This is a genomic window from Candidatus Methylomicrobium oryzae (genome assembly GCF_016745425.1).
Lineage (GTDB): Bacteria > Pseudomonadota > Gammaproteobacteria > Methylococcales > Methylomonadaceae > Methylomicrobium > Methylomicrobium oryzae.
Map to the genome: position 1 here is coordinate 1 of NZ_JAERVK010000002.1, position 25,085 is coordinate 25,085.

Genomic DNA, 25,085 nt, shown 5'->3' on the forward strand with positions numbered 1-25,085 from the left:
GCTTCGGTCAGCCGACCGCCGACAAGCTGGATAACCGCGATTTCGTCCTTATCGACCATCGCCGCCCGCCCCAATTAAATTGTTTCTCCGGGGATAAATTGTTCAAGTTGCGTACCCACCAGCAGACTGAAATCGCACAGCGGCACAGTACCCAAAAACGCGTGAATGCGCTCAATTTCCAACTCCATCAAAACGCGTTCCCGAGCGATACGCACTTCATCCTCCGGAGTGGGGGGCACGTCCAGGGGCCGGAACTTTTCAACCGGCACACGGGCCGTCAAGGCCTCTTTCAGACGATTCTCGTACGCATTGTTCATCCGCGCCAGTTCGCCGTTCTTCCATTTAATCTGGCCTTGCAGTTTGCCGATCCGCTCAATGCAGCGGCCGATCAACATCGGATCCACGCTGTTCTTGGCTGCTTCGCCGGCTTGAATGATTTCCCGGTGGTCCAGTTTCGCGCCTTCGAGGCCGGCGCAAAGTTCGTCCAGCTGGCGTCTCAATACTTCATCGCCGTTGAGCACGTCCAGAGTCAAGGGCGCCAGCGCGACCAGGGCCGCATCGATCAGATTCAGGGATTTGTGCGCATTGGCATAGTGAGTTTTGGTAATTTTCATGGCCTATGGCCTCCAAAAAAATGAGGAAGCCATAGCCTAACCCGCGTTTTCCGGGCTTTTAGCGCCGTTTTCCGATTCTGAAAGGGCGACTTTTGCGCGTTTACAGTGGTTTTTTGGGGGTGAAACGGGCCAGCGGGCCGAAACCCGCGCCGGGACGGGTCTTGTGACGCGTGAAAGGCTGAGGTTATTCAGGTCAAACCTATAAATCGTCGGTTTGGGTCCTGACCACCATCTACGCACACAGGGGCAACGGGTAGAATTGCAAGTCATTGATTTTATTATTCGATAAAATCATCGAACAACAGAATCAATAGCTTACGAAGGAGCTAAAATTGCGATTGAGTACAATCAGCATTGTAAGGGGGTGGTGAAACGCCACCCCCTTCAAACGAAACGACCACCACCGTAACCGTGGAGTAGTGGAAAAGCAGGAATTCCTGCTATTGAAGGATGATCGAAAGGGGGCTTTCTGGCGGGCACAAAAAGCCGGACAGCCCCGGCTTTCAAGGAAAAAAGTTCAAGCGCTTCATTGCAGGCTTACCAAATCCAAAAACATCAGACGCTGCTCGGCGTGTTGGTTGCCTTCGGAATCGAGCAGAATAAATCCCTGCTTCTCGTAAAACGAGACCGCTTCAATCTTGGCATCGGTCACCACAAAACGACAGCCGACATTGGCGGCAATCTTGTCCTGGATGAGCGCAATCGCATAATCCACCAGGGTGGTGCCAATGCCGTAATGTCTGAATCGGCTATCGACGGCCAGCCGGTGCATTTTACGGCGCAGAAGCAGTGTGCGATACCGAACAGAAAGTAACTCGAGGATAAGGCAAACTGTATTCCACCTCGCTCCCGGGGTTTAGCCGCTCATCGCGCTATCTGGCGGGGATAACCTACCCCCTGCCAGAACGCTCGGCACGGAGGCCGAGCGCGGGCTATGGACGGTAGCCGTAGCCATTACGTCAGCCGCTTTTCAAGCGTCCCTATCGTTTAGGTTACCTTTTTATTCCAATGGATCCCCTCGAGACGATGAGCTGGTTTACAAGTTCATAACCGCTTCATCCCGGGCTTTATTGATTTTCTGCATAAAGGCCGTATCCCCGCCTTTGTCCGGATGGTGCTTGGCGGCCAGCTTGCGGTAGGCTTGATTGATCTCCCTCTTGCTGGCATGGGGGCTGACGCCCAAAATGGCATGGCAGGCTCCCTCCTCGCCCATGATTCCCAAGATTCAAGAGCTGGTCCGGATCAACACCCAGGATCTCGACCATGATGGGGATAAAATCGGGTTCGAAAAACATATTGAACCATTCCCGGAATTGATCGCCGGCTTCACGCTCTTTTCTGTCTTGAAGATCACCGCCTCCGAAAGCCCGGGTAAAACCGCCTAACTGAATTTCATTCATACATTGCTGGATGATTTTAAATTCATCCTTGCTGAACATCTTCGGCATGAGGGGATGAATTTGAGCGGCATATGCCAGATTTTCCGCCCAGGCGACAAACTCAGGATTTAGGTTACCTAATGATTCCCTACGCTTTTGGAGCAGCCACTGATACCGGTCTGTCTGGTAACAGGCGTTGTTGAGGCCGATCGCCGCAATCACATCCGGCCGGCAATAGTAGATGGCCTCGCGTCTAAATTCTTCCAGGGAACGAGGGAGGCTGTCCAACTCGAACAGGAAATTTAAAACTTCGTCCAGCGTCGCCGGCTGCGCATTCACGTCATCGAAAATCAAGGCATACTTGACTAAATCCAGGGTGGGATCAAAGCCCATAAAGGAGTTCGACTGGTAAACCGGATCGACTTTGTCGAGGGCCGCAATCATCGGCTGCACCAATGGCAGGTATCGGCCGTACACTTGGCACATCGCTTCAATATACTCATCCTTCAGGCTGTATTCCCCGGTTGCCACATCTTGGGTCAGGGCTTTCCGGAAGGCTTTCAACGTCTTAAACTGGAAGGGTTAAAAAAGGTCTCGATCGCTGACATCGCTGTTGGGATCGAATTGGTAACGCAGGCACTCGGATAGCGCCAACATATCGGAGAGCGGTATCGTTTGCCATGAATCCGGCGTAGCATTAGGTAACTTATTGCCGGCGCCCGCAGTCGAGGAATTTTCGCAATTAAGTAACTTAATCAACTGCTCGCCCGACAGGCGGGACTTGGCCTCCTGGACGGCTTCAACGATTGGATTAGGTAACTTTATAACTTTGAGCTTGGTTCCGTTGGGGTAGCCCCACTCTGATTTTCTCATAATAATTTTGGATTAGGAGTTTGGAGAAAGCGTTTGAACAGCGCGGGGCATTAACCGATCGGCATAATCAATATCGAGTCCAACGTCGAATTTAACCGGTCCTTCCTTGCTGCCAATGATACGGGCCACCGAAACCTCTTTTTTAAACTGAACCTTTAACCGATTGGCCAGCGTGTAGGCGGCTTTTTGCCCGGTAAAGCTTGTATCTTCGTCCGCAAAAATCACGACTGATTTCACCGGTTCGAGAACCAGCACTTGTTCAAGCAGATTTGCATTACCGGCAGCCCAGCACGGAATTTGATAGTCTTGCATTGCAGCCAGCGTCGATTCGATGCCCTCGGCAATGCCGATTTGTGGAGCAATACCCCCTAACCGGATTGCGCCGCCCAGCAGGGGTTGAATCGCCGGCAGGATTTTCTTGGCTGGATGACCGGCAATTTTTTGCCCGTCTGGTGTAAGGTAAGTGATGTGAAAAGTGCAGGTTGCGCCAGCAAGATTTCTAAAGATTGCCACCATGGCCGGGAATGTGCCGACTTTAACCGGCTTGCCGTTATCATTTCGAGCGAAGTAGTCCACGCCAGAATGAAAATACACGTCCTGTTTGGGCAAGATGGTAATGCCGCGGTTGAGCAAATACTGGCCTACCGGGTCATCATGAGAAATCCGTCTCAAACCGGCATGGATGCGCTTCAGCCTTGCTTCGTTTTTGCTGGTATCATCCTGCGCCGTCGGAGTTGCTCGACAATGCCCGATAATCTCTTCCACGCGTTTGGCCGCCTCGGCAAAAGTCCACCCGTTGAGCTTCTGCAGCAAATCAAAGCCGTCCCCGGCGCCGCAGCCCGAGCAGTAATAGGAGCCCTTGCCGCCTTTATCGTCGAATCTAAACCGGTCTTTACCTCCGCAGATGGGGCAAGGACCGTGTTTGTTTTTTAAGAATTCTTGGTCAACGCCAAGCATCGTTAAGATGCTTGGCCATTTACCGAGTGCGTGTTGGGAGATTGCGCTCATGCTACCTTCCCTTTTTTCACGGCGTTAAGATAGGCAATCTTCCGTCGCATCATTTCGCCTCGAACTTCTGGGCTGATAGGCACCGTTTTGGCATTCTCATAACTACACGGTGGCTCGCGCCCGGTCGAGTCCTTGAAAAAATAATACGCAGCGCCAGGCTTCTTGCCTTCAATTTTGTTCAGAGTGCAAATCTGATTCCACAGGTCGCGGTCGTTACCGGCAAATGTTTTTTTGCCAAGCTTAATTTCCTCCATGGAACCTGCTACGGTAACGACCGCGTTGCGCCTGACTCGGATATGACCGCAATGCTGGCAAATATCACTTTTGGTTTGCCATAATTCGCCGCACTTAGGGCATTTAGCCGCTTCTTTTTCCTCTTTGGTGGGTTCGCGCTTTGGTTTCTCTGCGCCATCGTCAAGCGAATGAACACCATTATGGTAAAGGTCTTCCCATTGATCCTGAAACCTTAAATAATTGCCGCTGTGGTCCAGCCATATGCCTGCATCCTTACCCGGAAACGATCGCATTATTCTCCCGAGCTGTTGCACATGAGAAGAAAACGACTTGGTAAATGGGCGCGCCGAGATGCCAATCATCACATCGGGCTGATCAAAGCCCTTCGTTAAAATGTCGGTGGCAATCAGTCCGTGGATGTGGCTGTCGGTCCGCGAGAATTCTTTGAAAACTTCCTGTTTAGCGTCTTCGTCATCCTTATAGCTGACCGAAACAAAGTTAAACCCCGCCTCCTTAAATTTCTTCGAGAGGTCTTGCCCATGGGCAACGCCAGCACAGAAGACGATGGTTTTGCGCGGCCCTCCAAATATCTCGAAAGTTTTTTTGATCCATTCACTGACAATGTCACCGGTGATCTGTATGCCGCGCTCACCCGCTTCGGCCGAACTCCACTCACCGCCAACCTTTTTGGCGCCGGTCATGTCAATCTCTTTCGCAATGAATACGCGCAACGGAGTAAGATTGCCCATTTCAACCAGTTGCGCGGTAGTTGATCCGCAGACAACATCTGTATAGACCGATCCAAGACCCTTGGTAAACGGACTTGCGCTGAATCCGATAACCTTTACCTGATGATTTTTTATAAATTCGACAGTGGAATACCGAGTATTGTGGACTTCGTCCACAATCATGAGTTTTAAATTTGGAAATGACCCTCGCTTTTCCAGGGTCTGTGCGCTACATATTTGAATCGACTTATATGTGAGGTAACGCCAGTGTCCGGCCATCAATACACCATGATCGATTTCGTACTTATCGAGACGTCTGCTGGTCTGGTCGCATAAAACACGCCGATCGAGGATCATTGCGGCGCGGTGCCCTTTATTCGCAGTCAATTCAAGTACTGCTGCCGCAATCTCTGTTTTACCGCAACCCGTCGGCCCATAAACCATCACTCGGTGATGGCCGGCGGCAAAGCTTTTACGAATGGCCTCAATACAACCTTGCTGATACGGCCTCAGGTTCAACTTACTCATGGGCGTCCGCTCCCTTCAGTTGCTTCTGCATCGCCTTGTTCTTACGCCCCAGCCAATTGACTTGCTTGACGAGTTCGGCGTTTTCGTTGGTCAAGGCGTTGATGCGGCCTTCCAACAAGCGATTCAACTTTTGTAATTTTTCAATCTCGCGGACCGCTCTGGCGGTTTGATTGTCGTCCTCAAATATCTCCCGCATGTATGCGTAATCCGCGGCAAGACGCTTGTTCTCTTCGATCAAATCGTTGATGCAATCCTGCACACGATCTTCACCGCCATACGCCTCATTATTGCTCGATTGTTCCGGCTCGGGTGGTGGCGGAGGTGGTGCGGGCGGCGTGGGCTCGGGCTTGATTTCGGTGAATTCACCTTCGATAATCTCTTCCTTACCTGCCTTTCCAAAGAAAGGATGGTCACTGACTGGGACCTCCTGTGGTTTTTTGGCATTCGAAATAAGCCGGTACATTTCTCGGACGCTAAATGCCTCGCCTTTGCTGCTCTCCAAAACCAAGGGTTTATTGGCCGCAATCTTCATTAGCATTTGCGCATACCGAACGCCAAAAACGAAACGCGTTTCGTTTTTGAGCAAACTCTCGAATTGGCCGTGTGGCGTGATTTTTTTGAGTTTGTTCAGGGTTTCGCCCATCTGAAAGGCGTATTCCATCGTGGTTTGTGCTGATTCGATAAAGCCTTGTTGGGCCTTATCGAGATCGTTGATCAATTGCTGTTTTGTCAGGGTAATTTGATTTTCCATGGTCGCCGCCCCTAAAAAATTAATTGCTGATCGATTTCGATAGTTGCCAGATCGATCTCCGGCGGCGGGCGGGTCAATAATCCTTTATTGTTTAATAAGGGTATATCTATAGGTATGTTGGATGTTGTGTGGGATCGAATTCCTGCTCCAGCCCTTGATCTATCTGGGCTTGATGTTGATCGCAATTGCCAAACTTTTGCCAAGTTTTTGCCAAAAAATTGCCATCGCGTTGACAATTTGTTGCCAAATTTTTGCCTTTTTGGCTAACGTTCTTTATGATGTGTCCAGTTACCGTCCAACCCTCAGACACGATAGGATTGAGCGGCTTAATAGCCGTGACTTTTTGGTAAATGTTGTTAAGCTTATCGAGCGCTTCGATATATTCGACCGAAAACTCATACCCCTTGAAGTGACCGAGTAATCTGTCTGCTCGGCTAAATCGGCCAGCAGGGTTACTTCCAGTGGTGATACGGTACAGGCGAGCAAAGTCGCTGTTCCGGCCCACTGCATAGTTGCCTTTCTTGGTTCTTTGAACATTGAAGAACTTGACGAGCAGTTCACCGGAGTCGGTAATCAGCTCAATGATAAAGACAGGTTTTATTCCGCCTTTCACGGCAATGCTGCCAACTTTGGTGTTGGCGCAAGTGCCTTTGATAGATGTGTTTTGCATGATAGCTATCCCTAGCCGGGTGATGCGTGATAAAATCCAATCGCCAAATTAAGAAAGAATCACACGAACCCCGGTCATAAGTAGTGGTCGGGGTTTTTTATTGCTTTGCGTTTACGCTTCCGAAAGCCATATGATCAGCAGCCTGCTGCTCGATCTCGGCGCGGGTGCTGACGCGATTCTGGCGCAGCCAGGTGTCGATCTCTGCGCGGTCAAAATACAGCATTTTTCCGCGTGGCTTGTAGTGCGGGATCTCTCCTGATGAGGTGAGTTTGTACAGATGGGATAGACTCAGGCCGGTATAAGCGGCGCATTCATCCAATGTAAGGGTGTTTTTGTTACTTAAAACAGCTTGGGTGAGAATATAAAGCTGTTGGATTACATCGTTTAATGTGGTTACTTGGTTTATTTTCATCGACTTCACTCTTGCTTAAAAATGAAGCCAGTCTATTTATAGCTAATATTTCTGTATTTGTTACAAATTCGATTTTTTTCTGAAATCTAACAAGACTTGATAGGCATCATTATAACTAATGCCTCCATCGTCGGTATTCAGTACCGCGTTTGCTATTGCCAGTATTACTCCCGTCCATTTTTTCGGCTCATCAAGCGCTAAGTCAGCATCGTGCATCAACCTTACCAATCCTCGCAAATATTCATATTTACTATTCCGTTCTTGGCTACTAATCCCGTAATTCACAAACTCTTCATCATGAACATGATCCAAATCAAATGCTTTCGTTCTTTCGATCAGTTCTTCAATCTCGATCATCAAACTTGGTTTCTTCAGGTTGTAATCTGGATACCTTACCGATCGATAGCCTAATTCCGACAGTTCATTTAATAAAAACGATAGTTGTTCAGCCCGCTTCTGGATGTCCGAAACAAGTTTTTTTAGCATCATTTTTACGCCGTACGCCTCTTCCTTTCGTCTTAAACCGATATTCATCATAATCAATCGCGGCCATCCATGAGGCATCAAAAAGCTTTATCTGGTCGTTAGATTCCGGCAAGATCGATGTTATTTCTTGCCACACATCAGCCTGATTTAACAGTAACCTGAGCATCACTGCTTCATCTTTTTCTGACCAGTGCTTTTCAGTAAAGAGAACTCCGTTTCTCTCGTATTGATACCCAGCCAATAGACTATGGTAGTGCTTTACAACAGCCTCAGGCACTCCCGGATAAGATATTTTTTTCATCTTGATGTGATTTATCCTTTCGACACTTTCAAGGCCCAGTGCCGAAGCAATACCGCTGAAATCTGCGCCAGTGCTGATAGTGCTAAAGATGTCGATACTTTAATTGTTGCCATAAAACCGCCGATCACAGCCCAATATCGGGTATCCGGTGCATTGCAAGCTTACGCTGCTGGTCGATGATATCGGCGTATATCTGGGTCGTTTTTAACTCAGAATGGCCCAACAATTTCGAAACCGTGTAGATGTCTGTTCCCACTGTAAGCTGTGTGACCGCGAAGGTGTGGCGAGCCGAATGGAAGGTAATATGCTTGGTGATGCCGGCCGCCATGCACCAGCGCAACAATTCTGTATTGTGATAGGCTGAATATTTCAAGCGGGTAAATACTCGCCCTTCTTTCCTTTCGCCCAACAGACCGTAGGCCTGCGCCGAAATATCCAGGTACTGCAGGCAGCCGGTTTTCTGCGGGTTAAATATAATCCGGTGGCCGCCATCGAACTCTTGCACATCGGCCCATGTCAACTTGTTGCAGTCGCTCCACCGCAACCCGGTCAGGCAGCTAAACAAAAAGGCGTTTTTCAGGTCAGGATAGCGGCAATCGGTCTTTGCCAGGCGCTTAAGCTCTTCGATGTCCAGGTATTCGCGTTTATTATTTTCGGCCTTGATCCCCGAAACCTGTTGCAGTAGATTCTTGTTGATGATGCCTTTGTCATTGGCGAGGTTAATGACCGCCCTCACCTTGTTAAAATACGTGCTCGCGGTGTTTTTGCTGAGCGGCTGATTGCTTTTCGTAAGCGCCTTGGTCTGCAAAAACTCCTTGAAGCCATCGATGAATTCCGGCGTCAGATTTTCAAAGGTCAGATCCTGTTCCGGGTGATATTTCAAAAACTGCTTAAAACATCCATCCCAAACCGCCCCGTTGGATTGCGCCGTCGTCCGTTGCTTTTCTTCCATCACCGATTTAAAAAACTTCACGAAGCTGGCCTTAACTTTAGTGTTGTCATCAAACCCGTGCTTACCAGACTGCGCCTCAACGATCCGCTTCGACTTGATCGCCTCGGCCAAGCGCATGGCTTCTTTGTTATGCGCCTTTTCCTCCGCGGTTCGCGGCTTATCGTAAATGAATAGGTCCAGATTTTCGTATTTACGCTGGTGCTTGATTTTGCCGTTTTCGTCCGTCGAATGGCCGTAGTAATAGGTCAGCCGCAGTGATTTTTTGCCATTACTGAGCGGCCGTTTTTCAATTGATAGTCTCATTTTTACCCCCGGCATTTACGCCGATTTACGCCTCAATTTCGCCTCAGTGTAAAATCGGCGTAAAAAATAGTGAAGAAAGGGATAAAAAAGAGAAAACAGAGAGGAAGGAAAAACGCCAAAATCCTTGTAAAACCTGACTTTATTTTGACGTTGTTTTCCGTTGTTTGACTACTTTACTTTCCGATGCAAAAACTGGAGAAAATTTTTCCGAGCAAATCATCGGACGTAACCTGTCCGGTAATTTCGCCCAGCGCATTTTGCGCCTGTCTAAGATCTTCGGCGACCAGTTCGCCGGCACGGTTGTTTTGCAGTTGGAAGAGCGCGCTTTCGATCAAGGTACGGCCTTGGTCAAGCGCTTCGAGATGGCGCCGGCGGGCGATGAAGACGTGTTCGGCGCTATCGTTGAAGCCGACGCTCTGCTTAAGGTGACGAGTCAGGAATTCCATGCCCTCGCCGGTTTTGATCGACAGATAAATTTGCATGCCTGCTGCCGTTTCGATTATTGCCGGCGCACGGCCTAACAGGTCGATCTTGTTGTAAACTTCGGTGATCGGAATGTTGCCCGGCAAAGTTTGACGGATCGCTTCGGCGTCGGATTCGCGCGCATCGATCAACAGCAGGATCATATCGGCCTTGCGGATTTCTTCAAGCGCCCTGCGGATCCCTTCCCGTTCGACCACGTTGTCGCTCTCGCGAAGTCCTGCGGTGTCGATAATATGCAGCGGCATGCCGTCGAGCTGGATTCTTTCGCGCAACACATCCCGTGTCGTGCCGGCAATGTCGGTCACAATCGCAGCCTCATGCCCGGCCAAGGCATTCATCAGGCTCGATTTGCCGGCATTCGGTTTGCCGGCCAGCACGACGGTCATTCCGTCGCGGAGCAGGCGGCCCTGTTTGGCGGTTTGGCGAATTTGTTCAATCCGGATAAGCAATGCGACGATACGGTTTTCGACGACCCCGTCGCTGAGAAAGTCGATTTCCTCCTCGACGAAATCGATTGCAGCTTCGACGTAGGTCCGGAGGTGGGTCAGTTCTTCGACCAGCTCGTTAATCAACTGGGAAAAAACGCCTTGCATCGACATCTGCGCGGAGCGCGCCGATTGCTCGGTACTGCTTTCGATCAAGTCGGCGACGGCTTCGGCCTGCGCCAAATCGAGCTTGCCGTTCAAAAACGCGCGTTCGGTGAATTCGCCTGGGTTAGCGAGTCTCGCGCCAACCGACAGCACACGGCGCAGCACCATGTCGAGTACGATTGCGCCGCCGTGTCCTTGCAGCTCGAGCACATCTTCGCCGGTATAAGAGGCAGGTCCCGGAAAATACAAGGCAATGCCGGTATCGATCACGCTATGGTCGACATCGAGGAAAGGCGTGTATTGCGCCAGTCTCGGCGCCAGGGGTTTAGTGAGAAGTTGTTCGGCAATCCGAGGGACAAGACTGCCGGAAATTCTGACGATACCGACACCGCCGTTGCCCGGCGGTGTCGCGATGGCCGCAATGGTATCTTTGAACTCGATCAGCACTTAGGTGGCGGTAGCAAGTCCGGCTTTTTCGATCTGCTTGGTGATGTACATCTGCTGGAAGATCGACAAGGTGTTGTTGACCACCCAGTACAGCACCAGGCCGGATGGGAAGAACAAGAAGAAGATCGTGAAGATGATCGGGAACATCTTAATGACCTTCGCCTGCACTGGATCGACCGGCGCCGGGTTCAGGCCCTGCTGGATCTTCATCGTAACGCCCATAATCAAAGGCAGGATGTAGAAAGGATCCTGCACCGACAGATCCTGCAGCCAAAGCATGAACGGCGCCTGGCGGAATTCGACCGTCTCGCCGAGCACCCAGTACAGGCACATGAATACCGGAATCTGCAGCAAGAGCGGCAAGCAGCCGCCGAGCGGGTTCACCTGCTCCTTCTTGTAGAGCGCCATCATCTCCTGATTCAGCCGCATTCGGTCGTCCGCGAAACGCTCCTGCAATTCTTTCAGGCGCGGCTGCACCTTGCGCAATTTGGCCATCGAGCGGAAACTGGCCTGGGTGAGCGGAAACATCAGCAGTTTGATACAGAGGGTCACGCCGATGATTGCAAGGCCCCAGTTGTGAGTGAAGCTGTGAATCCAGTTCAACAAGGCATAAATCGGCTTGCCGATAAAAGTCAGTACGCTGTAATCGACGGTCAGTTCCAGTCCTTTGGCAACCTTTTCCATCATCGGCTGAATCTTCGGCCCTGCAAACAGGCTCGAAGTCAGGGTTGCCGAACCGTTCGCCGGTACGGTGACCACCGGCGAATACGAACCGATCACGTAACGGTCGTCTTCCTGCAGCCATTTGGTGTAAAGATGATTTTCCTGATCGACCGGAGGAATCCAGGCGGAGGCGAAATAGTGCTGAATGAAAGCGGTCCAGCCCCCTTTCGTACTGGTATTGAGCACCTCCTCCTGCATATCGTCGAAATCGATCTTCTGATATTTTCCTTTTTCGGTGTAGATCACGCCGCCGTTATAGGCGCGCATGCCGCCGGCCAGCGCACTGCCGTTGTTTTCTTTCAGCGGCGTTCTGAGCAGTTGGCTGTACTGTCTGCCGCTCCAGGGCGTTGCGGAGGCGTTGTCGATCTTTTGTCCGAGCTTGATCTCGTAACTGCCGCGGGTAAACGTGAATTCCTTGGTCACCTTCAGCCCACTGGCGTCCGTCCAGGTCAACGGCACCGTCAGACTGTTTTGCCCTTCCGGCAGCGTATAACTATCCTGGGTGCTGCTGAAGACGGTATGATGCGTAGGCGCCGAGACGGAACCTTGGCTTGAGATCAAACCGCTTTGCGCAATGAAGTATTTGTCCGTGGCGGCATTGAAAAGGCGAACCGGCGTGCGGTTGGCTTGCTCTGGCTCCATGCCGACCAGACGGCGCAGAGTATCGACGTAAGTGTTGTTTTGTTCGACCGGATAAGCAAGCAGGTCCAAATTCTGGATCGTGCCGCCCGCGAGGTCGATTTCAAGCGCCAGCACATCGGTTTTGATTTTGACGGTTTTGGAGGCCGGCGCAGCCGCAGCGGCGACGTTAGCCTGTGCCGTAGCGGGCGCGTCCGCCGGCGGCGCCTCGCCGTTCGCGGCAGGCAGGTCTTCTTTGATATTTGTCGCGACACTCTCTACTGCTGCCGGCGCGGGCGGTTTCGGACCGTAATCGATTTGCCATTGCTGATACAGCATGAAAAGCAGCAGGCCAAAGCTGAAGATGAGAAGAAATCTTATATTATCCATTCTTATAATTACCGAGTTTTTCCGGAACGGGATCGATCCCGCCTTCGTGGAAAGGGTGGCATTTCAATAGTCTGCGCAGGGTGAGGTAGGAGCCAGCCATGAAACCGTGGAGCCGAAGCGCTTCGATGGCATAAGTAGAACAGCTTGGATAAAACCGGCAGTGGTTTCCAAGCAAGGGACTTATGAAATATTTATAAAACTTGATAACCGCTATGAGCACAAAGCGCATCGGGATACCAGCCTTAACCAATGCTTTTCCAGGGAACGACTTAACGTTTCCCGGGGCGCGTCGATAGCTTCCCTGCGCGCCAGAACCACGATATCCATATTGCCCAAACTATGCTGCCGTATTCTGAAATTTTCCCTGACAGCCCGTTTGATCACGTTCCGGTGCACCGCCTTTTTGATTTGCTTTTTGGCGATTGCCAAACCCAGCCTCGGATGATCGAGATCATTCCTGATGGCCAATAAGGTAAAATATTGATCGCCGGATTTTACCGGTTTGGCAAAAACTTTTTTGTAATCGTCCGGCTTGTTCAGACGCAACGCTGAAGGAAAACTTAAACTGTTCTCAGTCACCCGTTTGCCGACTATACTGTCAGTTTGGCGCGGCCTTTCGCTCTGCGCGCACTCAATACTTTGCGGCCGCCGACGGTCGCCATTCTGGCGCGAAAACCGTGGGTTCTGACGCGTTTCAATTTGCTGGGTTGGTATGTTCTTTTCATGAATGTAGCCCGATCGAAATAATTTTAAGAAATACAGATAAAAAAGCCTTAGGATGATAGAATATTCCGGCTATCCTGTCAATTCCGCTACGCTTTGTTTTTATTGTGCAAACAAAATGACAGATTGCCATTTTGATTGTTTCACTACCTTAATTTTATCAAGATTACCCTCATGAGTTCGATTTGGAGTAATTGCCTCGCCAAGCTTGAAAACGAAATATCCAGCTCCGATTTCAGCACCTGGATTCGCCCGTTACAAGCCGTAGAAACCGAAGGTCGTATCCGGCTGTTAGCGCCGAACCGCTTCGTGCTGGATTGGGTAAAGGAACATCATTTCGCAAAAATCGAAGAAACGATCCATCAGTTTGCAGACGGCGCATTGATACTCGATCTCGAAATCGGTTCGAAAAAACCGGAAGCGCCGGCCGCCCTCAAAGTCGCCCAGCAGGCCGAAACCAAAAAACAGCAGCCCAACTTTCTGAACAAGGCATTTACTTTCGACAATTTCGTCGAAGGCAAATCGAACCAGCTGGCGCGCGCCGCCTCGACCCAGGTCGCCGAGAATATCGGCAAAGCCTACAATCCGCTGTTGATCTACGGCAGTTCCGGTTTGGGCAAGACGCATTTGATGCATGCGATCGGCAATGCGGTGCTGCAAAAGAATCCGTCTGCGTCTATCGTGTATCTGCATTCGGAAAAATTCGTGCAGGATATGGTCAAGGCGCTGCAGCAAAACCAGATCAATAGCTTCAAGGAATATTACCGCGGACTCGACGTGCTGCTGATCGACGACATTCAGTTCTTTGCCGGCAAGGAGCGTTCGCAGGAAGAATTTTTTCATACTTTTAATACGCTGCTCGAAAAGAAGCACCAGGTCGTATTGACCTGCGACAAATACCCGAAGGAAATCGACGGCCTCGAAGACCGCCTGAAATCGCGTTTCGGCTGGGGGCTGCCGGTTTCGATCGAACCGCCCGACATGGAAACACGGGCCGCCATTCTGATGAAAAAAGCCGATATGGCCCATGTCGAACTGCCGCAGGAAGTCGCGTTCTTCATCGCGAAACGAATTCCGTCCAATGTGCGTGACCTGGAAGGCGCGCTGCGGCGGGTGATCGCGAACGCGCAGTTCACCGGCCAGAAAATCACCGTCGAATTTACCAAGGAAGCGCTGCACGACCTGATCTCGCTGCAGGATAAACTGGTCAATATCGACAATATCCAGAAAACGGTCGCCGAGTATTACAAGATTCGGATTGCCGATTTGTCCTCTAAAAACCGGCGCCAGTCGATTACCCGGCCTCGGCAAATTGCAATGAGCCTTGCGCGCGAGCTAACCTCGCACAGCCTGCCCGAAATCGGCGACGCTTTCGGCGGCCGCGACCATACCACCGTGATCAATGCCTGCAAAAGGATCAGCGAATTGAAAGAATCGGACGTGAAGGTCGCCGAGGATTACGCGAATCTGTTGCGCTCCCTGTCGCATTGATCCGGACAGCCAGCGCTAGTTCTATCCTCTTACGGATTTTTAACTTTGCTTTTTATTGAACAAACCCACGCTCGCCTATGAAATTCAGCATCAATCGAGACACCCTCCTGCCCCCTTTGCAGCAAATCGTCAGCGTGATCGAAAAGAAGCAAACGATGCAGATTCTTTCGAACATACTGATGGTGATCGAGGCGGACACTCTGACAATGACCGGCACCGACCTTGAGATCCAGATCGTTTCCCGCCTGTCCGTGAACGGCGCCCAGCCTGGCACAACTACCCTGCCCGCCCGCAAATTTCTCGACATTTGCCGGCTATTGCCGCCCAATACTGAAATTCGGATCGAACAGCAAGGCGACATGGTCAAACTGGCAACGCCGCGCAGCCGTTTTTCGCTGTCCTGCCTGCCGGCGGAAAACTATCCCGAATTTGCCGAATCGCAGATGGAGAACTGTTTCACGATCAGTTCGGGCAAGCTGAAAAAAGCACTCGACAAGACGCTGTTCTGTATGGCCAATCAGGACGTACGCTATTATCTGAACGGCCTGCTGCTGCATATCTCGAACAATGCGCTGAAACTGGTCGCTTCGGACGGCCACCGCCTGGCGATCTACGAAGACGAACTGGAAACGCCGACCGGCCTCGAAGCACGAATCATCGTGCCACGAAAAGGCGTCCAAGAATTGTCGCGGCTGCTCGATGACGGCGATGAGCTCTTGCAGGTCAGCTTTTCGAGCAACCACATTCGTATCGAAGTCCACAACGCGGTATTCTCGGCGAAGCTGGTCGATTCCAAGTACCCCGATTTCAGCAAAGTTTTCCAGCAAAGCTTCCTCGACCCAATTGCAATCCCGAAACCACTGCTCCGCGAAGCCTTAACCCGAGTCGCAATTCTTGCAAACGAAAAATTCCGCGGCGTAACCTTTCATTTTGCTGCGGACCTTTTGCGAATCAATGCTCACAATCCCGAACACGAAGAAGCCGAAGAAGAACTAACGCTCGATTACGGCAAGGGCGAGTTCAGCATCTCGTTCAATGCACAATACATGCTCGATGCGGTTTCAAATCTCGACGGGGACACCGCGGAATTGACCATCGCTTCGAATCTGAGCAGCTGTTTCATCAATGAACCCGGCCAGCAGGTTTACAAATTCATCGTGATGCCGATGCGCTTATGATACGGACCTGATGACTGTCTCAAGACTGGATATTACTTCGGTCAGAAATATCCAACAAGCCACGCTCTACCCCGCTCCGACGCTCAATTTCATCTATGGCGCGAATGCCTCCGGCAAAAGCGCCTTGCTGGAAGCCATTTTTCTGCTCGGCCGCGCCAGATCATTCCGCTCCTCCTCGATTAAACCCGTCATCCGTTTTTCGCACGATCACCTCTTGGTGACCGGGCAAACCGTGTTTCCCGGCGGCGCGCACCAGCACCTCGGCCTCAGGCTTGACGCCAAGTCTTGCGAAATCCGGATCAACCAACACACGATGCCGAACCGGTCGAGCCTTGCCTATGCCCTGCCGTTACAGTTGATCTATCCGAAAAGTTACGAGCTGCTGGACAGCGGACCGCAGGAGCGCCGCGAATTTCTCGATTGGGGCGTTTTTCATCACGATCCGGCTTTTTTACCGGCCTGGCGCAACTATAAAAAAGCTCTTGCACAACGGAATGCTTTGCTGAAAAACCGCCAGCCGGAATACCTGCAAGTATGGAACCAGGAGTTATCGGATTACGGTACAATAGTCACTAATTGCCGGCGCCGCTATCTGGAGGCGTTTATCCCCGTTTTCCAGGACATCGCCGGTTACATGCTGGAACTGCCGACAATAGCCATGTCTTTGTCGCCCGGATGGGATACGGCCGAATCCTTGTTGCAAGCCTTGGATGACGACACTGAGAAAGATCTGCGTTACGGCTTCACGCAATGCGGTCCGCACCGTGCCGACTTATTGGTTACCTTTGATCGCCTGCCCGCCAGAGACATCGTCTCTCGCGGCCAGTTAAAGTTATTGGTGATCAGCCTGAAGCTCGCCCAAGTTCAGCTATTGAATTTACATGAAGAAGATACCGCTTGCATTCTCTTCGACGATTTCGCTGCCGAGCTCGACATTGCAAATCGCGAGAAGGTGCTGCGCTATTTGGACGCCATGCATTCCCAAGTTTTCATAACCGCCACCTCGCCCGCCGATTTTGGCGATTTATCCAATATTCATAATTACAAAATGTTCCATGTGGAACATGGCCATATCAATCCTGTGGATTGTTCCACGTGAAACAAAAGCAAAAACAGCAGGTACATAAATGAGTCAAGAAAACGATCAGTCAACCATCAAGGATCAATACGACAGTTCCAGTATTCAAGTATTGAAGGGGCTCGATGCGGTCAGGAAACGCCCCGGCATGTACATCGGTGACACTGACGATGGCACGGGCTTGCATCATATGGTTTTCGAAGTCGTCGACAATTCGATCGACGAAGCACTGGCCGGCTATTGTAAGGAGGTACAGGTAATCATTCACAACAACGGATTCGTCTCAGTCAAAGACGACGGCCGTGGCATCCCGGTCGACATTCATGAAGAAGAAGGACGCTCGGCCGCCGAAGTGATCATGACTGTATTGCACGCAGGCGGCAAATTCGACGACAACGCTTACAAAGTTTCGGGCGGCTTGCACGGTGTCGGCGTATCGGTCGTGAATGCACTGTCGGAGGAACTCTACCTCGAAATCCGCAAGAATGGAAAACTGCACAAACAGAAATACGTGATGGGCGAACCGGTCGCGCCGCTCGAAGCGGTCGGCCCTGCCGAAGGCTCCGGCACCATGATCAAGTTCAAGCCGAGCGCGCAGACCTTTTCCGATATCGAATTCCATTACGACATCCTCGCCAAACGCCTGCGCGAACTGTCGTTCCTGAATTCCGGCGTACGGATCATTCTGGAAGACGAACGCACCGATAAGCAGGACGTCTTCGAATTTGAAGGAGGCATTTCAGCCTTTGTCGAGCATCTGAACAAGAATAAAACCCCGCTATTTCCGGAAGTCTTCCATTTCCTGACCGAAAAGGACGGCATGACAGTCGAGATTGCGATGCAGTGGAACGATTCGTACCAGGAAAACGTATTCTGCTACACAAACAATATCCCGCAGCGCGACGGCGGCAGCCATCTGGCCGGCTTCCGCAGCGCCCTGACCCGCACGATTAACCAATACATCGAAACGAGTGGACTCGCGAAAAAGGAAAAAGTCGCAACCACCGGCGACGACGCGCGCGAAGGCCTGACGGCAGTATTATCTGTCAAAGTGCCGGACCCGAAATTCTCGTCGCAAACGAAAGACAAACTGGTCTCGTCCGAGGTTAAACCGATCGTAGAATCGGCAATGAACGAGAAATTGCAGGAATTCCTGCTCGAAAACCCGCAAATCGCGAAAACGATCGCGATGAAGATCGTCGACGCGGCGCGCGCGCGCGAAGCAGCCCGAAAGGCTCGCGAAATGACCCGACGCAAAACTACGCTCGACATTGCAGGACTCCCCGGCAAACTGGCCGACTGCCAGGAAAAAGACCCTGCCCTCTCTGAATTATTCCTCGTGGAAGGAGATTCCGCGGGCGGGTCCGCCAAACAGGGCCGCGACCGGCGCACCCAGGCGATCCTGCCGCTGAAAGGCAAGATTTTAAACGTGGAAAAGGCTCGCTTCGACAAGATGATTTCATCGGAAGAAGTCGGCACCCTGATCACTGCGCTCGGCTGCGGCATCGGCAAGGAAGAATACAATCTGGACAAGCTGCGCTACCACCGGATCATCATCATGACCGACGCGGACGTGGACGGCTCGCACATCCGTACCCTGCTGCTGACCTTCTTCTACCGGCAATTACCTGAAATCATCGAAAAGGGCTATATCTATATCGCCCAGCCGCCGCTGTATAAAGTCAAAAAAGGCAAGCAGGAACATTATGTGAAGGACGACGCGGCGCTGAACGAATACCTGATCCAGCAGGCGCTCGACAAGGCCCAGCTGTTCACCAGCGAAGGCGCCCCGCCGATTCAAGGCCAGGGCCTCGAAAAACTGGCACGCGAATTCACCGAAGTCACGCGCACAATCGACCGCCTCGCCAGACGCTACGACAGCGGTTTTCTGGAACAGCTGATGCTGGTGGAAGTGGCCGACGAGCGGCTGCTCAAGGACAAAGAGGCTTTAAACTCCTGGCTGGCGAAAGTACGAGGCAAACTTTCCGCCTCGGACGATAAAACCCTCTATACACTCGAATTGAATTACCGGCACGAACAGGATTTCACGATTACAGTCGACAAGCGCCAGCACGGCAACAACAAACAATTCGTCGTGCCGGCCAGCTTTTTCAACGGTAAGGATTACCAAAAAATCGCGCACTATTCGGAATTAACCACCGGCATGTTCGGTGCTACGTCCTATATGCAGATCGGCGAGAAACAGCAGCCGGTCGCGAACTTCAAGGAGGCGTTCGACTGGATGATGCGGGAAATCAAAAAAGGGCAGCACATCCAGCGTTACAAAGGTCTAGGCGAAATGAACCCGGAACAACTTTGGGAAACCACGCTCGACGCCAACAACCGCCGCCTGCTGCAAGTCAAGATCGAAGATGCGATTGCGTCCGACGAAATATTTACCACACTGATGGGGGATGTGGTCGAACCGCGCCGGGATTTTATTGTGAAGAATGCGCTGGATGTGGCGAATTTGGATGTTTAAGAGCTATTGTTATGTCGTATGACACAGATAATGAAAAATTTGCCAAATTAATGAAAAAAAATGACACAGATAGTGAAAAAATATAGCTTCCATCCCCTGCCTTACCCCCTATACCGTCCCGCAGATATCTAGATATTTTTGGTATTATCGAGATTAGGTGGACCTTATAAAGGTCCACCTGATTGGCTGGCGCGAGGTTACATTTAGAAACATAAAAATAAAAATAAACATCTTGCACAAGCCCTCAATTAATTGACCGCCCCTACGGCAACACCACCTCTAAATCTTGTCCCGTGCTCCGATGAGGTACACTTTATAAATGATAACAGGCGGAATACCCGATAAACTAGGCAATCGATACGAAGCTAAATGGCTGATTCGCTGCCTAATGGACGTAATTTCAGGTAAAGCAAGCTGGCTCACATTCGAAGGCATAAGTACCGAGTATCAAGGATTTGAGTTCACCGTTGCTCGCGACAGCGTTACCGAATGGCACCAAACTAAATTTAATGCATCGGGTGGAAATTGGACGCTTAGAGCCCTAAATCAAGAAGGGGTATTGAACGCGTTCGCCAAACGGTTATCGGAGAATGAAAACGCGCATTGTTTTTTCGTTTCGCAAGACAACGCCAAGGATTTCAGAAGTCTGACAGAAAAAGCGCGCATTGCCGACTCATATAGCCAGTTCGTTGATGACGCCCTCTCAAAAGAACAAAAAGATCAAGATTTCCCCCAACTCTACGGCTTTTGGGGCCAAACACCAGAAGCTGCGTTTGAATGGCTGAAACGAAGCCATGTCGAAATCATACCCGACCGAGAATTGAGCGGTTTGATTGAATCCTTCGGCGATCTTTACTTTGATCGTGGCGGCACTTCAGCTTTTTTGGTGCTTCGAGATATTCTCGAAAACCACTTCAATAAGCAGCTAACAACCGAAGCTCTCCGTGAAGCCGTTAAACAACAGGGAACTTTACGATTCAAAGAATGGGCCTTCGATCCCACAATACGGCAACGATTACAGACGGAAACAAAAGCCTACCTCAATACCTACGGCACTTTTGGCGCAGGCAATGAGATCATCGCCAGGCCACAAACCCAAGCCCTTGTCACGTCCCTACTCGAACCCAACGGTCCTGAAGTGGTGTTGTTAACCGGAGTTGCCGGTTCGGGAAAATCCGGCATCGTGCGCAGCGCGATCGAGATACTCGAGCAACACAATATTCCTTATTTGGCATTCAGGGTCGATCAACATTTGCATTGCACCAGCCGAGAAGAATTAGGAAAAATTTTGACCGGTCGTGAAGAAAGCCCAGTCAGCACGTTGAAGGGCGTTTTCCCGGATTTACCATTGGTATTATTCATCGATCAAGTGGATGCTATTAGCGAAGTGTCTGGACGCGATGGCCAAATAAGAGAGGTTGTGTTTCGCCTGATTCAAGATGCGCATAATTTCGGCGGCGTCAAAATCGTTGCCGTTTGCCGAACATTCGATTTGGACTCTGACCCGAGATTAAAACACCTGAAAGCCAATAATCGTACACAACAAATCGACATCCCACTGTTAAGTTGGAATGACGAGGTCGAGCCTGTGCTTAAGAAGAAAGGCGTAGGCGTTGCTACTTTCAAAGAACCGCAACGTCGTTTACTGTGTTTGCCTGTCAATTTGGCGGTATTCCTAGAGATTGGTAATCCCGATTTGCCTTTTTTATCCCGCTCAAGTCTGCATGAAGCACTACTGACAAAAAAAGAACGAGAAATTCCGCGGCAACGCCGAATCACCTGGTCATTGATTAAAGCGTTGACCACCCTCTGCGACTGGATGACAGAGCGACAGCAATTGAGTGCTCCTGTTTCGGTATTGGACGAGTATCCCAATGCGGCCGACATATTGGTATCGGAAGGGTTGATCGTGGTTTCCCGAGGCCAACTGAATTTTTTCCACGAAAGCTTTTTCGATCACATTTTTGCCAGGGCTTTTGTCACTCGAAAGCAGAACTTGGTCGAGTTATTGACTTCAACAGAGCAACATCTGTTTCGGCGTACGCAGGTCCGCCAGATTCTCGAGTCCTTACGTCAAAACGATTTCCATCGGTACGTAACCGAACTATCCTCGCTGCTTTCCAGTCCTGATGTTCGTTTTCATATTAAATTGGCGGTTTGTCAATGGCTAAATTCCGTCGCCTCCCCGTCAGGCGCAGAATTCCTGATCGTTTCGCAATTTGATCAAACTCCGGATAAATTTCATGTCCTATTTCGGCAAGCAGTTTTATCGCCGAATTGGTTTGATTTATTGAATCACAAAGGTTGGATTACCGAACAACTTGAAAGTCAGCATTCTGACCGAGTTGAACAGATGTTTTGGTGGTTTAGAAATATCGCTGAAGAACATCCAAAAGAAATTGCGGATTTACTAAGGAGCTGGGGGAACAGCAATCCAATAAGGGCTGAACGGCTTTTGGATTGGTTTGGTTCTGCCAGACTCAATAAAGTAGATGATCAACTACTTGACTTGTGTATCGAGTTAATTCTTGCCCATCCGTCAAAGCTGTTTCGGAATGATCATACGGTATCGATGGTATTACATAACTGGGGAACAGGTTCTTCAGAACAGTGTGGTCGAGTCTTGCATGCGCTATTCGAGGCGTGGTTTGCCTCAACATCGGGAGACAATCCGTTTGCAAAGAATAATTCGGATTGCCTGGACGAACATCGACTGAAAGAAATTTCGGAAAAAACACCGTTCGCCTTTTTGCATGGCGCTACGGATGCGCTGATAAAAACAGTTAATATGAAGGCTGAAAATGTTGAAGGTAACAATAGTTGGCATCTACTAAATTACAGAATTTACTCCGGCCATCACTACGGTTTCGACAATTTTTTGGCTTGCTACCGGTCAGCGCTGAAGCAAGCCATGAAAGAGAACCCAGAATCGGCAATCGGCTTTTTAGATAAACTCGACCCCTTTAAACACGAATGCCTAATGCATTTGCACTTGGAAACGATTCAAGCAAATCCGATCATGCTCGGCCACAGGTTGCCGCACTTAGTGAGCAGTGCCAGTATTTTCGATGCCGGATTTGATGGAGCGAACTGGTGGTCTTTCGCCCATGCCTGCCGTGAAACTTTTCCAGTGTTGGATATGGCAGAAAAGCAGGCTGTAGAACGAGTCATCCTTAACTGCTATCCGGAAATTGAACATAGCAAACACTTACGCAAGCAGATCGGAACAGAAGGCGAATCTGAACCTTTCTGGACCAAGAGAAGCGTTATTTGGTGGTTGAATCGTTCTGGCTATGAACAGTGGTGCATACTCGAAACGATAGGGACTAACTCATTAACTCCAAGTGGGCAAACGCGTTTACAGGCACTACAACGAAAGCTCCCCCATCAAGAAATTGAACAGCCACGTAACTATGGAATGTATAGGATAGGCTCGCCGATAAAAAGACCGCAATGCGAAAAAATGAGTGATAAGCATTGGTTGGCGGCGATAAAGCGCTATGACAACGACGAAGAAAGACGACGAGGCCCAGGTTTTGTGGATGGCGGCGCCAGTGATCTGGGCCACCTGCTCCAAGAACTTACCAAAATCCAGCCTGACCGCTTTGCAGCATTGAGTCTGAAAATTCCCGATACCGCACCGGCTTGTTATATCGAAAGGATTCTGTGGGGATTGGCTGAAGCTGAAACGGTTACGGATGCTTCATTAATTCATGCCATCAAACGTGCCTATCATCATCCGAGCAAAGACTTTGGCTGTGCAATAGCTCGCGTAATTGATAAACACCCACGAGTCGCCGCCGATCCTGAAGTTCTCGAGCTCATGTTAAAACTGGCTTTGCATGGCAAGGCCGAAGGCGAATCCATCGATATCGAATATACGAAACGCGAAATCATCACTATTGAAACATTGGTGCAAACGGGCGGTGGGTTATGTCTCAGAGGCATAAACGGAACGCGCGGTAGAATGTGGGAAACATTAGCAACAGCCGCATGGGAAATCCCCGAAGCTACTCCCAAAATTTGGGACGCACTGGATTTGGCATTGGATGTAGAACCGCTGGTCAGTGTGCGTTGCAATATGATGAAGGTGATGACTCCGTTATTCAATAGAGACAAAACGCGGTTTTCCATTTCGATCCGGAAGTTAATCACATTGCCCAACGCCGTAACTACTACCAGCAAAGACCTTCACCTGTCGCCGTTGGTTACACATCAGGGACTTTACCTCTTTCTCGGTATTCTTCATCGGTTACCCGAATTGGGTAAAGAATTGCTTGATCAATTGCTTGAATGCGGCGATGAAACCAAACAGCTTATTGGTGCTTGGCTAGTATTTGGCGAGAGCTACCGGAATGATGCTTACATCATGAAGGCGGATCAACTTGCAGCTGTGAGTTTGGAACATCGGCGACTATTGGCGGACGTCACCGCGGATGCTTTCAGTTGGACAGATAACCGCCCACGTGCGGAAAGATTGCTGAAAGACTACTTCTTCAATAAAGACGAACAAATTCGCAAACACGCGTCCGATGTCTTCAACAAAACAGACATAGCAGATATTTCACTTTATCGTGATTTAACCGTAAGATTTATAGAATCTCCAGCTTTTCCCGGAAATGTTCACAGGGTTTTGAGAATGCTGGAAGATGCAACTGGCGACGTACTTGAGTTAGTTATATTAATTAGTGAACGCCTGATCAAAGATGCGAAACTGGTCAGTCAACGGAATGGTAATGGGCATTATCTAGAGAGCCTAATTAAAAAAGAGTACGCTGCTTCTGATTCCCGGCCTGACGCTCGTCGAAGAATTCTTGATGTGATCGACGATATGTTGGCCAACGAAATTTACGGGGCAGATGATATCGTGGAAGCTCATGATCGGTGGTGAGCCTAGGCATCAAAGCAATAAAGCTAGGTCGTCGACAACGCAATAGTGCAACTTCTCTTTCTCCTAGGCCCGCCTTGCACCTGACCAGTTACAAAGCCGAAAGTGGAAAAAGCTCATCTGAAATCGAACTTATAATTTACCCTTTCCTCTTTCAGGCAGAAGAGTGATTGTCAATACCTAACTGTCCGTCGAGGCACTGTCGGATGCGCTCGCCAAGGTGCTGGAGCAATTTACCCCGGCGGAATGCGCAAATTATCTACGCGGAGCCGGGTATGCTGTCCAGGCAAAATGAAAATGCTCTAGTGAGATTACAAGCCAGTTTCCGGTAAATGTTGAACGTAACGGAAGGAAAAACACATTTGATTTCAGCACTTCCACCCCGACTACAACCTTTATCGCAGCTTATCGGCATCCGTGATGATCAACCGGATAGACTTCCGAAGCGTCCAACAGCTCAATTAATCCTTGCCGAGCGGCATTCCAAGTTACCTCCAAGCTTGGTTGAAATGAATTAGGCCACCACCGTCCGAAGCCGGTTGAAAAATCGGTGATCCCGTCCAAACAAAGTAATCATTATTCTTGTTTTTAATAAGGTTTTTGTGTAATGTTCGACGCCCGGTATCCTCTAAAATCGGTCCAAGACAATTCCGACTGCGACCGAGCAAACCTCGCTTCAGACCGGTTCGAGATTTTTTGAACACAAGCGTCTCCGTACCGGAAAAAACTCAAAATCATTATTAAGATTTTACCGG

Annotated in this window: 23 protein-coding genes; 6 read left to right on the top strand and 17 right to left on the bottom strand. The window is 50.1% G+C overall.

Annotated elements, in window-relative coordinates:
* Nucleotides 1–74: 74 nt before the first annotated feature.
* From JJL52_RS02035 to JJL52_RS21695, 3 genes are all read right to left on the bottom strand, one after another.
* Nucleotides 75–614 carry a hypothetical protein gene (locus JJL52_RS02035; RefSeq protein WP_202050727.1) on the bottom strand — a complete coding sequence of 180 codons (540 nt, stop codon included), beginning with the start codon at nt 612–614 and terminating at the stop codon, nt 75–77.
* A gap of 526 nt (nt 615–1,140) precedes the next feature.
* A complete protein-coding gene (locus tag JJL52_RS02040) occupies nt 1,141–1,386 on the bottom strand; it encodes a GNAT family N-acetyltransferase (protein WP_202050728.1) in 246 nt (81 codons plus the stop codon).
* Nucleotides 1,387–1,650: 264 nt separating this feature from the next.
* On the bottom strand, nt 1,651–1,827 hold the full coding sequence (locus JJL52_RS21695; RefSeq protein WP_202050729.1) for a J domain-containing protein: 177 nt from the start codon (nt 1,825–1,827) through the stop codon (nt 1,651–1,653).
* Between JJL52_RS21695 and JJL52_RS21700 the strand changes: the two genes are divergently transcribed.
* Complete coding sequence (locus JJL52_RS21700; RefSeq protein WP_202050730.1) at nt 1,826–1,999, top strand: hypothetical protein; 174 nt, start codon at nt 1,826–1,828, stop codon at nt 1,997–1,999. The two genes, JJL52_RS21695 and JJL52_RS21700, sit on opposite strands and share 2 nt — an antisense overlap.
* A gap of 576 nt (nt 2,000–2,575) precedes the next feature.
* Here JJL52_RS21700 and JJL52_RS02055 read toward each other — a convergent pair.
* The 14 genes from JJL52_RS02055 to rpmH form a co-directional block, all read right to left on the bottom strand.
* Entirely contained in the window at nt 2,576–2,866 is a 291-nt protein-coding gene (locus JJL52_RS02055) for a hypothetical protein (RefSeq protein WP_202050731.1), read from the bottom strand.
* 12 nt (nt 2,867–2,878) lie between these two features.
* Nucleotides 2,879–3,874 carry a DUF7146 domain-containing protein gene (locus tag JJL52_RS02060; RefSeq protein ID WP_202050732.1) on the bottom strand — a complete coding sequence of 332 codons (996 nt, stop codon included), beginning with the start codon at nt 3,872–3,874 and terminating at the stop codon, nt 2,879–2,881.
* Nucleotides 3,871–5,364, bottom strand: a complete 1,494-nt coding sequence (locus JJL52_RS02065) for a DEAD/DEAH box helicase (protein ID WP_202050733.1) — start codon at nt 5,362–5,364, stop codon at nt 3,871–3,873. Before JJL52_RS02065 ends, JJL52_RS02060 begins: the two co-directional genes overlap by 4 nt.
* A complete protein-coding gene (locus JJL52_RS02070; protein ID WP_202050734.1) occupies nt 5,357–6,082 on the bottom strand; it encodes a hypothetical protein in 726 nt (241 codons plus the stop codon). The genes JJL52_RS02065 and JJL52_RS02070 overlap by 8 nt, the downstream gene beginning before the upstream one ends.
* 139 nt (nt 6,083–6,221) lie before the next feature.
* A complete protein-coding gene (locus JJL52_RS02075; RefSeq protein WP_202050735.1) occupies nt 6,222–6,785 on the bottom strand; it encodes a hypothetical protein in 564 nt (187 codons plus the stop codon).
* 97 nt (nt 6,786–6,882) lie between these two features.
* A complete protein-coding gene (locus tag JJL52_RS02080) occupies nt 6,883–7,197 on the bottom strand; it encodes a helix-turn-helix transcriptional regulator (RefSeq protein ID WP_202050736.1) in 315 nt (104 codons plus the stop codon).
* Between the two features lie 60 nt (nt 7,198–7,257).
* Complete coding sequence (locus tag JJL52_RS02085) at nt 7,258–7,683, bottom strand: hypothetical protein (protein WP_202050737.1); 426 nt, start codon at nt 7,681–7,683, stop codon at nt 7,258–7,260.
* The gene (locus tag JJL52_RS02090; protein ID WP_202050738.1) at nt 7,643–7,984 is read right to left on the bottom strand and encodes a hypothetical protein; all 342 of its coding nucleotides are present in this window, start codon (nt 7,982–7,984) and stop codon (nt 7,643–7,645) included. Before JJL52_RS02090 ends, JJL52_RS02085 begins: the two co-directional genes overlap by 41 nt.
* 124 nt (nt 7,985–8,108) lie before the next feature.
* On the bottom strand, nt 8,109–9,254 hold the full coding sequence (locus JJL52_RS02095; protein WP_336885028.1) for a site-specific integrase: 1,146 nt from the start codon (nt 9,252–9,254) through the stop codon (nt 8,109–8,111).
* 158 nt (nt 9,255–9,412) lie between these two features.
* Complete coding sequence (gene mnmE / locus JJL52_RS02100) at nt 9,413–10,759, bottom strand: tRNA uridine-5-carboxymethylaminomethyl(34) synthesis GTPase MnmE (protein WP_202050740.1); 1,347 nt, start codon at nt 10,757–10,759, stop codon at nt 9,413–9,415.
* Nucleotides 10,760–12,490: a membrane protein insertase YidC gene (gene yidC, locus JJL52_RS02105; protein WP_202050741.1), complete on the bottom strand. Its 1,731-nt coding sequence runs from the start codon at nt 12,488–12,490 to the stop codon at nt 10,760–10,762.
* Entirely contained in the window at nt 12,483–12,719 is a 237-nt protein-coding gene (gene yidD, locus JJL52_RS02110; protein ID WP_202050742.1) for a membrane protein insertion efficiency factor YidD, read from the bottom strand. The genes yidC and yidD overlap by 8 nt, the downstream gene beginning before the upstream one ends.
* Nucleotides 12,701–13,069, bottom strand: coding sequence for a ribonuclease P protein component (gene rnpA, locus JJL52_RS02115; protein ID WP_202050743.1), 369 nt, complete (start codon nt 13,067–13,069; stop codon nt 12,701–12,703). Before rnpA ends, yidD begins: the two co-directional genes overlap by 19 nt.
* Nucleotides 13,070–13,080: 11 nt before the next feature.
* The gene (rpmH, locus tag JJL52_RS02120; protein ID WP_202050744.1) at nt 13,081–13,215 is read right to left on the bottom strand and encodes a 50S ribosomal protein L34; all 135 of its coding nucleotides are present in this window, start codon (nt 13,213–13,215) and stop codon (nt 13,081–13,083) included.
* A 172-nt stretch (nt 13,216–13,387) separates the two neighbouring features.
* On the opposite strand from rpmH, the gene dnaA reads away from it, so the two are divergent.
* From dnaA to JJL52_RS02145, 5 genes are all read left to right on the top strand, one after another.
* Entirely contained in the window at nt 13,388–14,704 is a 1,317-nt protein-coding gene (dnaA, locus tag JJL52_RS02125) for a chromosomal replication initiator protein DnaA (RefSeq protein ID WP_202050746.1), read from the top strand.
* 77 nt (nt 14,705–14,781) lie between these two features.
* A complete protein-coding gene (dnaN, locus tag JJL52_RS02130) occupies nt 14,782–15,882 on the top strand; it encodes a DNA polymerase III subunit beta (RefSeq protein WP_202050747.1) in 1,101 nt (366 codons plus the stop codon).
* 10 nt (nt 15,883–15,892) lie between these two features.
* Complete coding sequence (recF, locus tag JJL52_RS02135; protein ID WP_202050748.1) at nt 15,893–16,981, top strand: DNA replication/repair protein RecF; 1,089 nt, start codon at nt 15,893–15,895, stop codon at nt 16,979–16,981.
* Nucleotides 16,982–17,009: 28 nt separating this feature from the next.
* Nucleotides 17,010–19,442, top strand: coding sequence for a DNA topoisomerase (ATP-hydrolyzing) subunit B (gyrB, locus tag JJL52_RS02140; protein ID WP_202050749.1), 2,433 nt, complete (start codon nt 17,010–17,012; stop codon nt 19,440–19,442).
* Between the two features lie 388 nt (nt 19,443–19,830).
* Nucleotides 19,831–24,333 (top strand): NACHT domain-containing protein, encoded by a 4,503-nt coding sequence (locus JJL52_RS02145; protein WP_202050750.1) that lies wholly within the window; start codon nt 19,831–19,833, stop codon nt 24,331–24,333.
* Nucleotides 24,334–25,085: the final 752 nt, after the last annotated feature.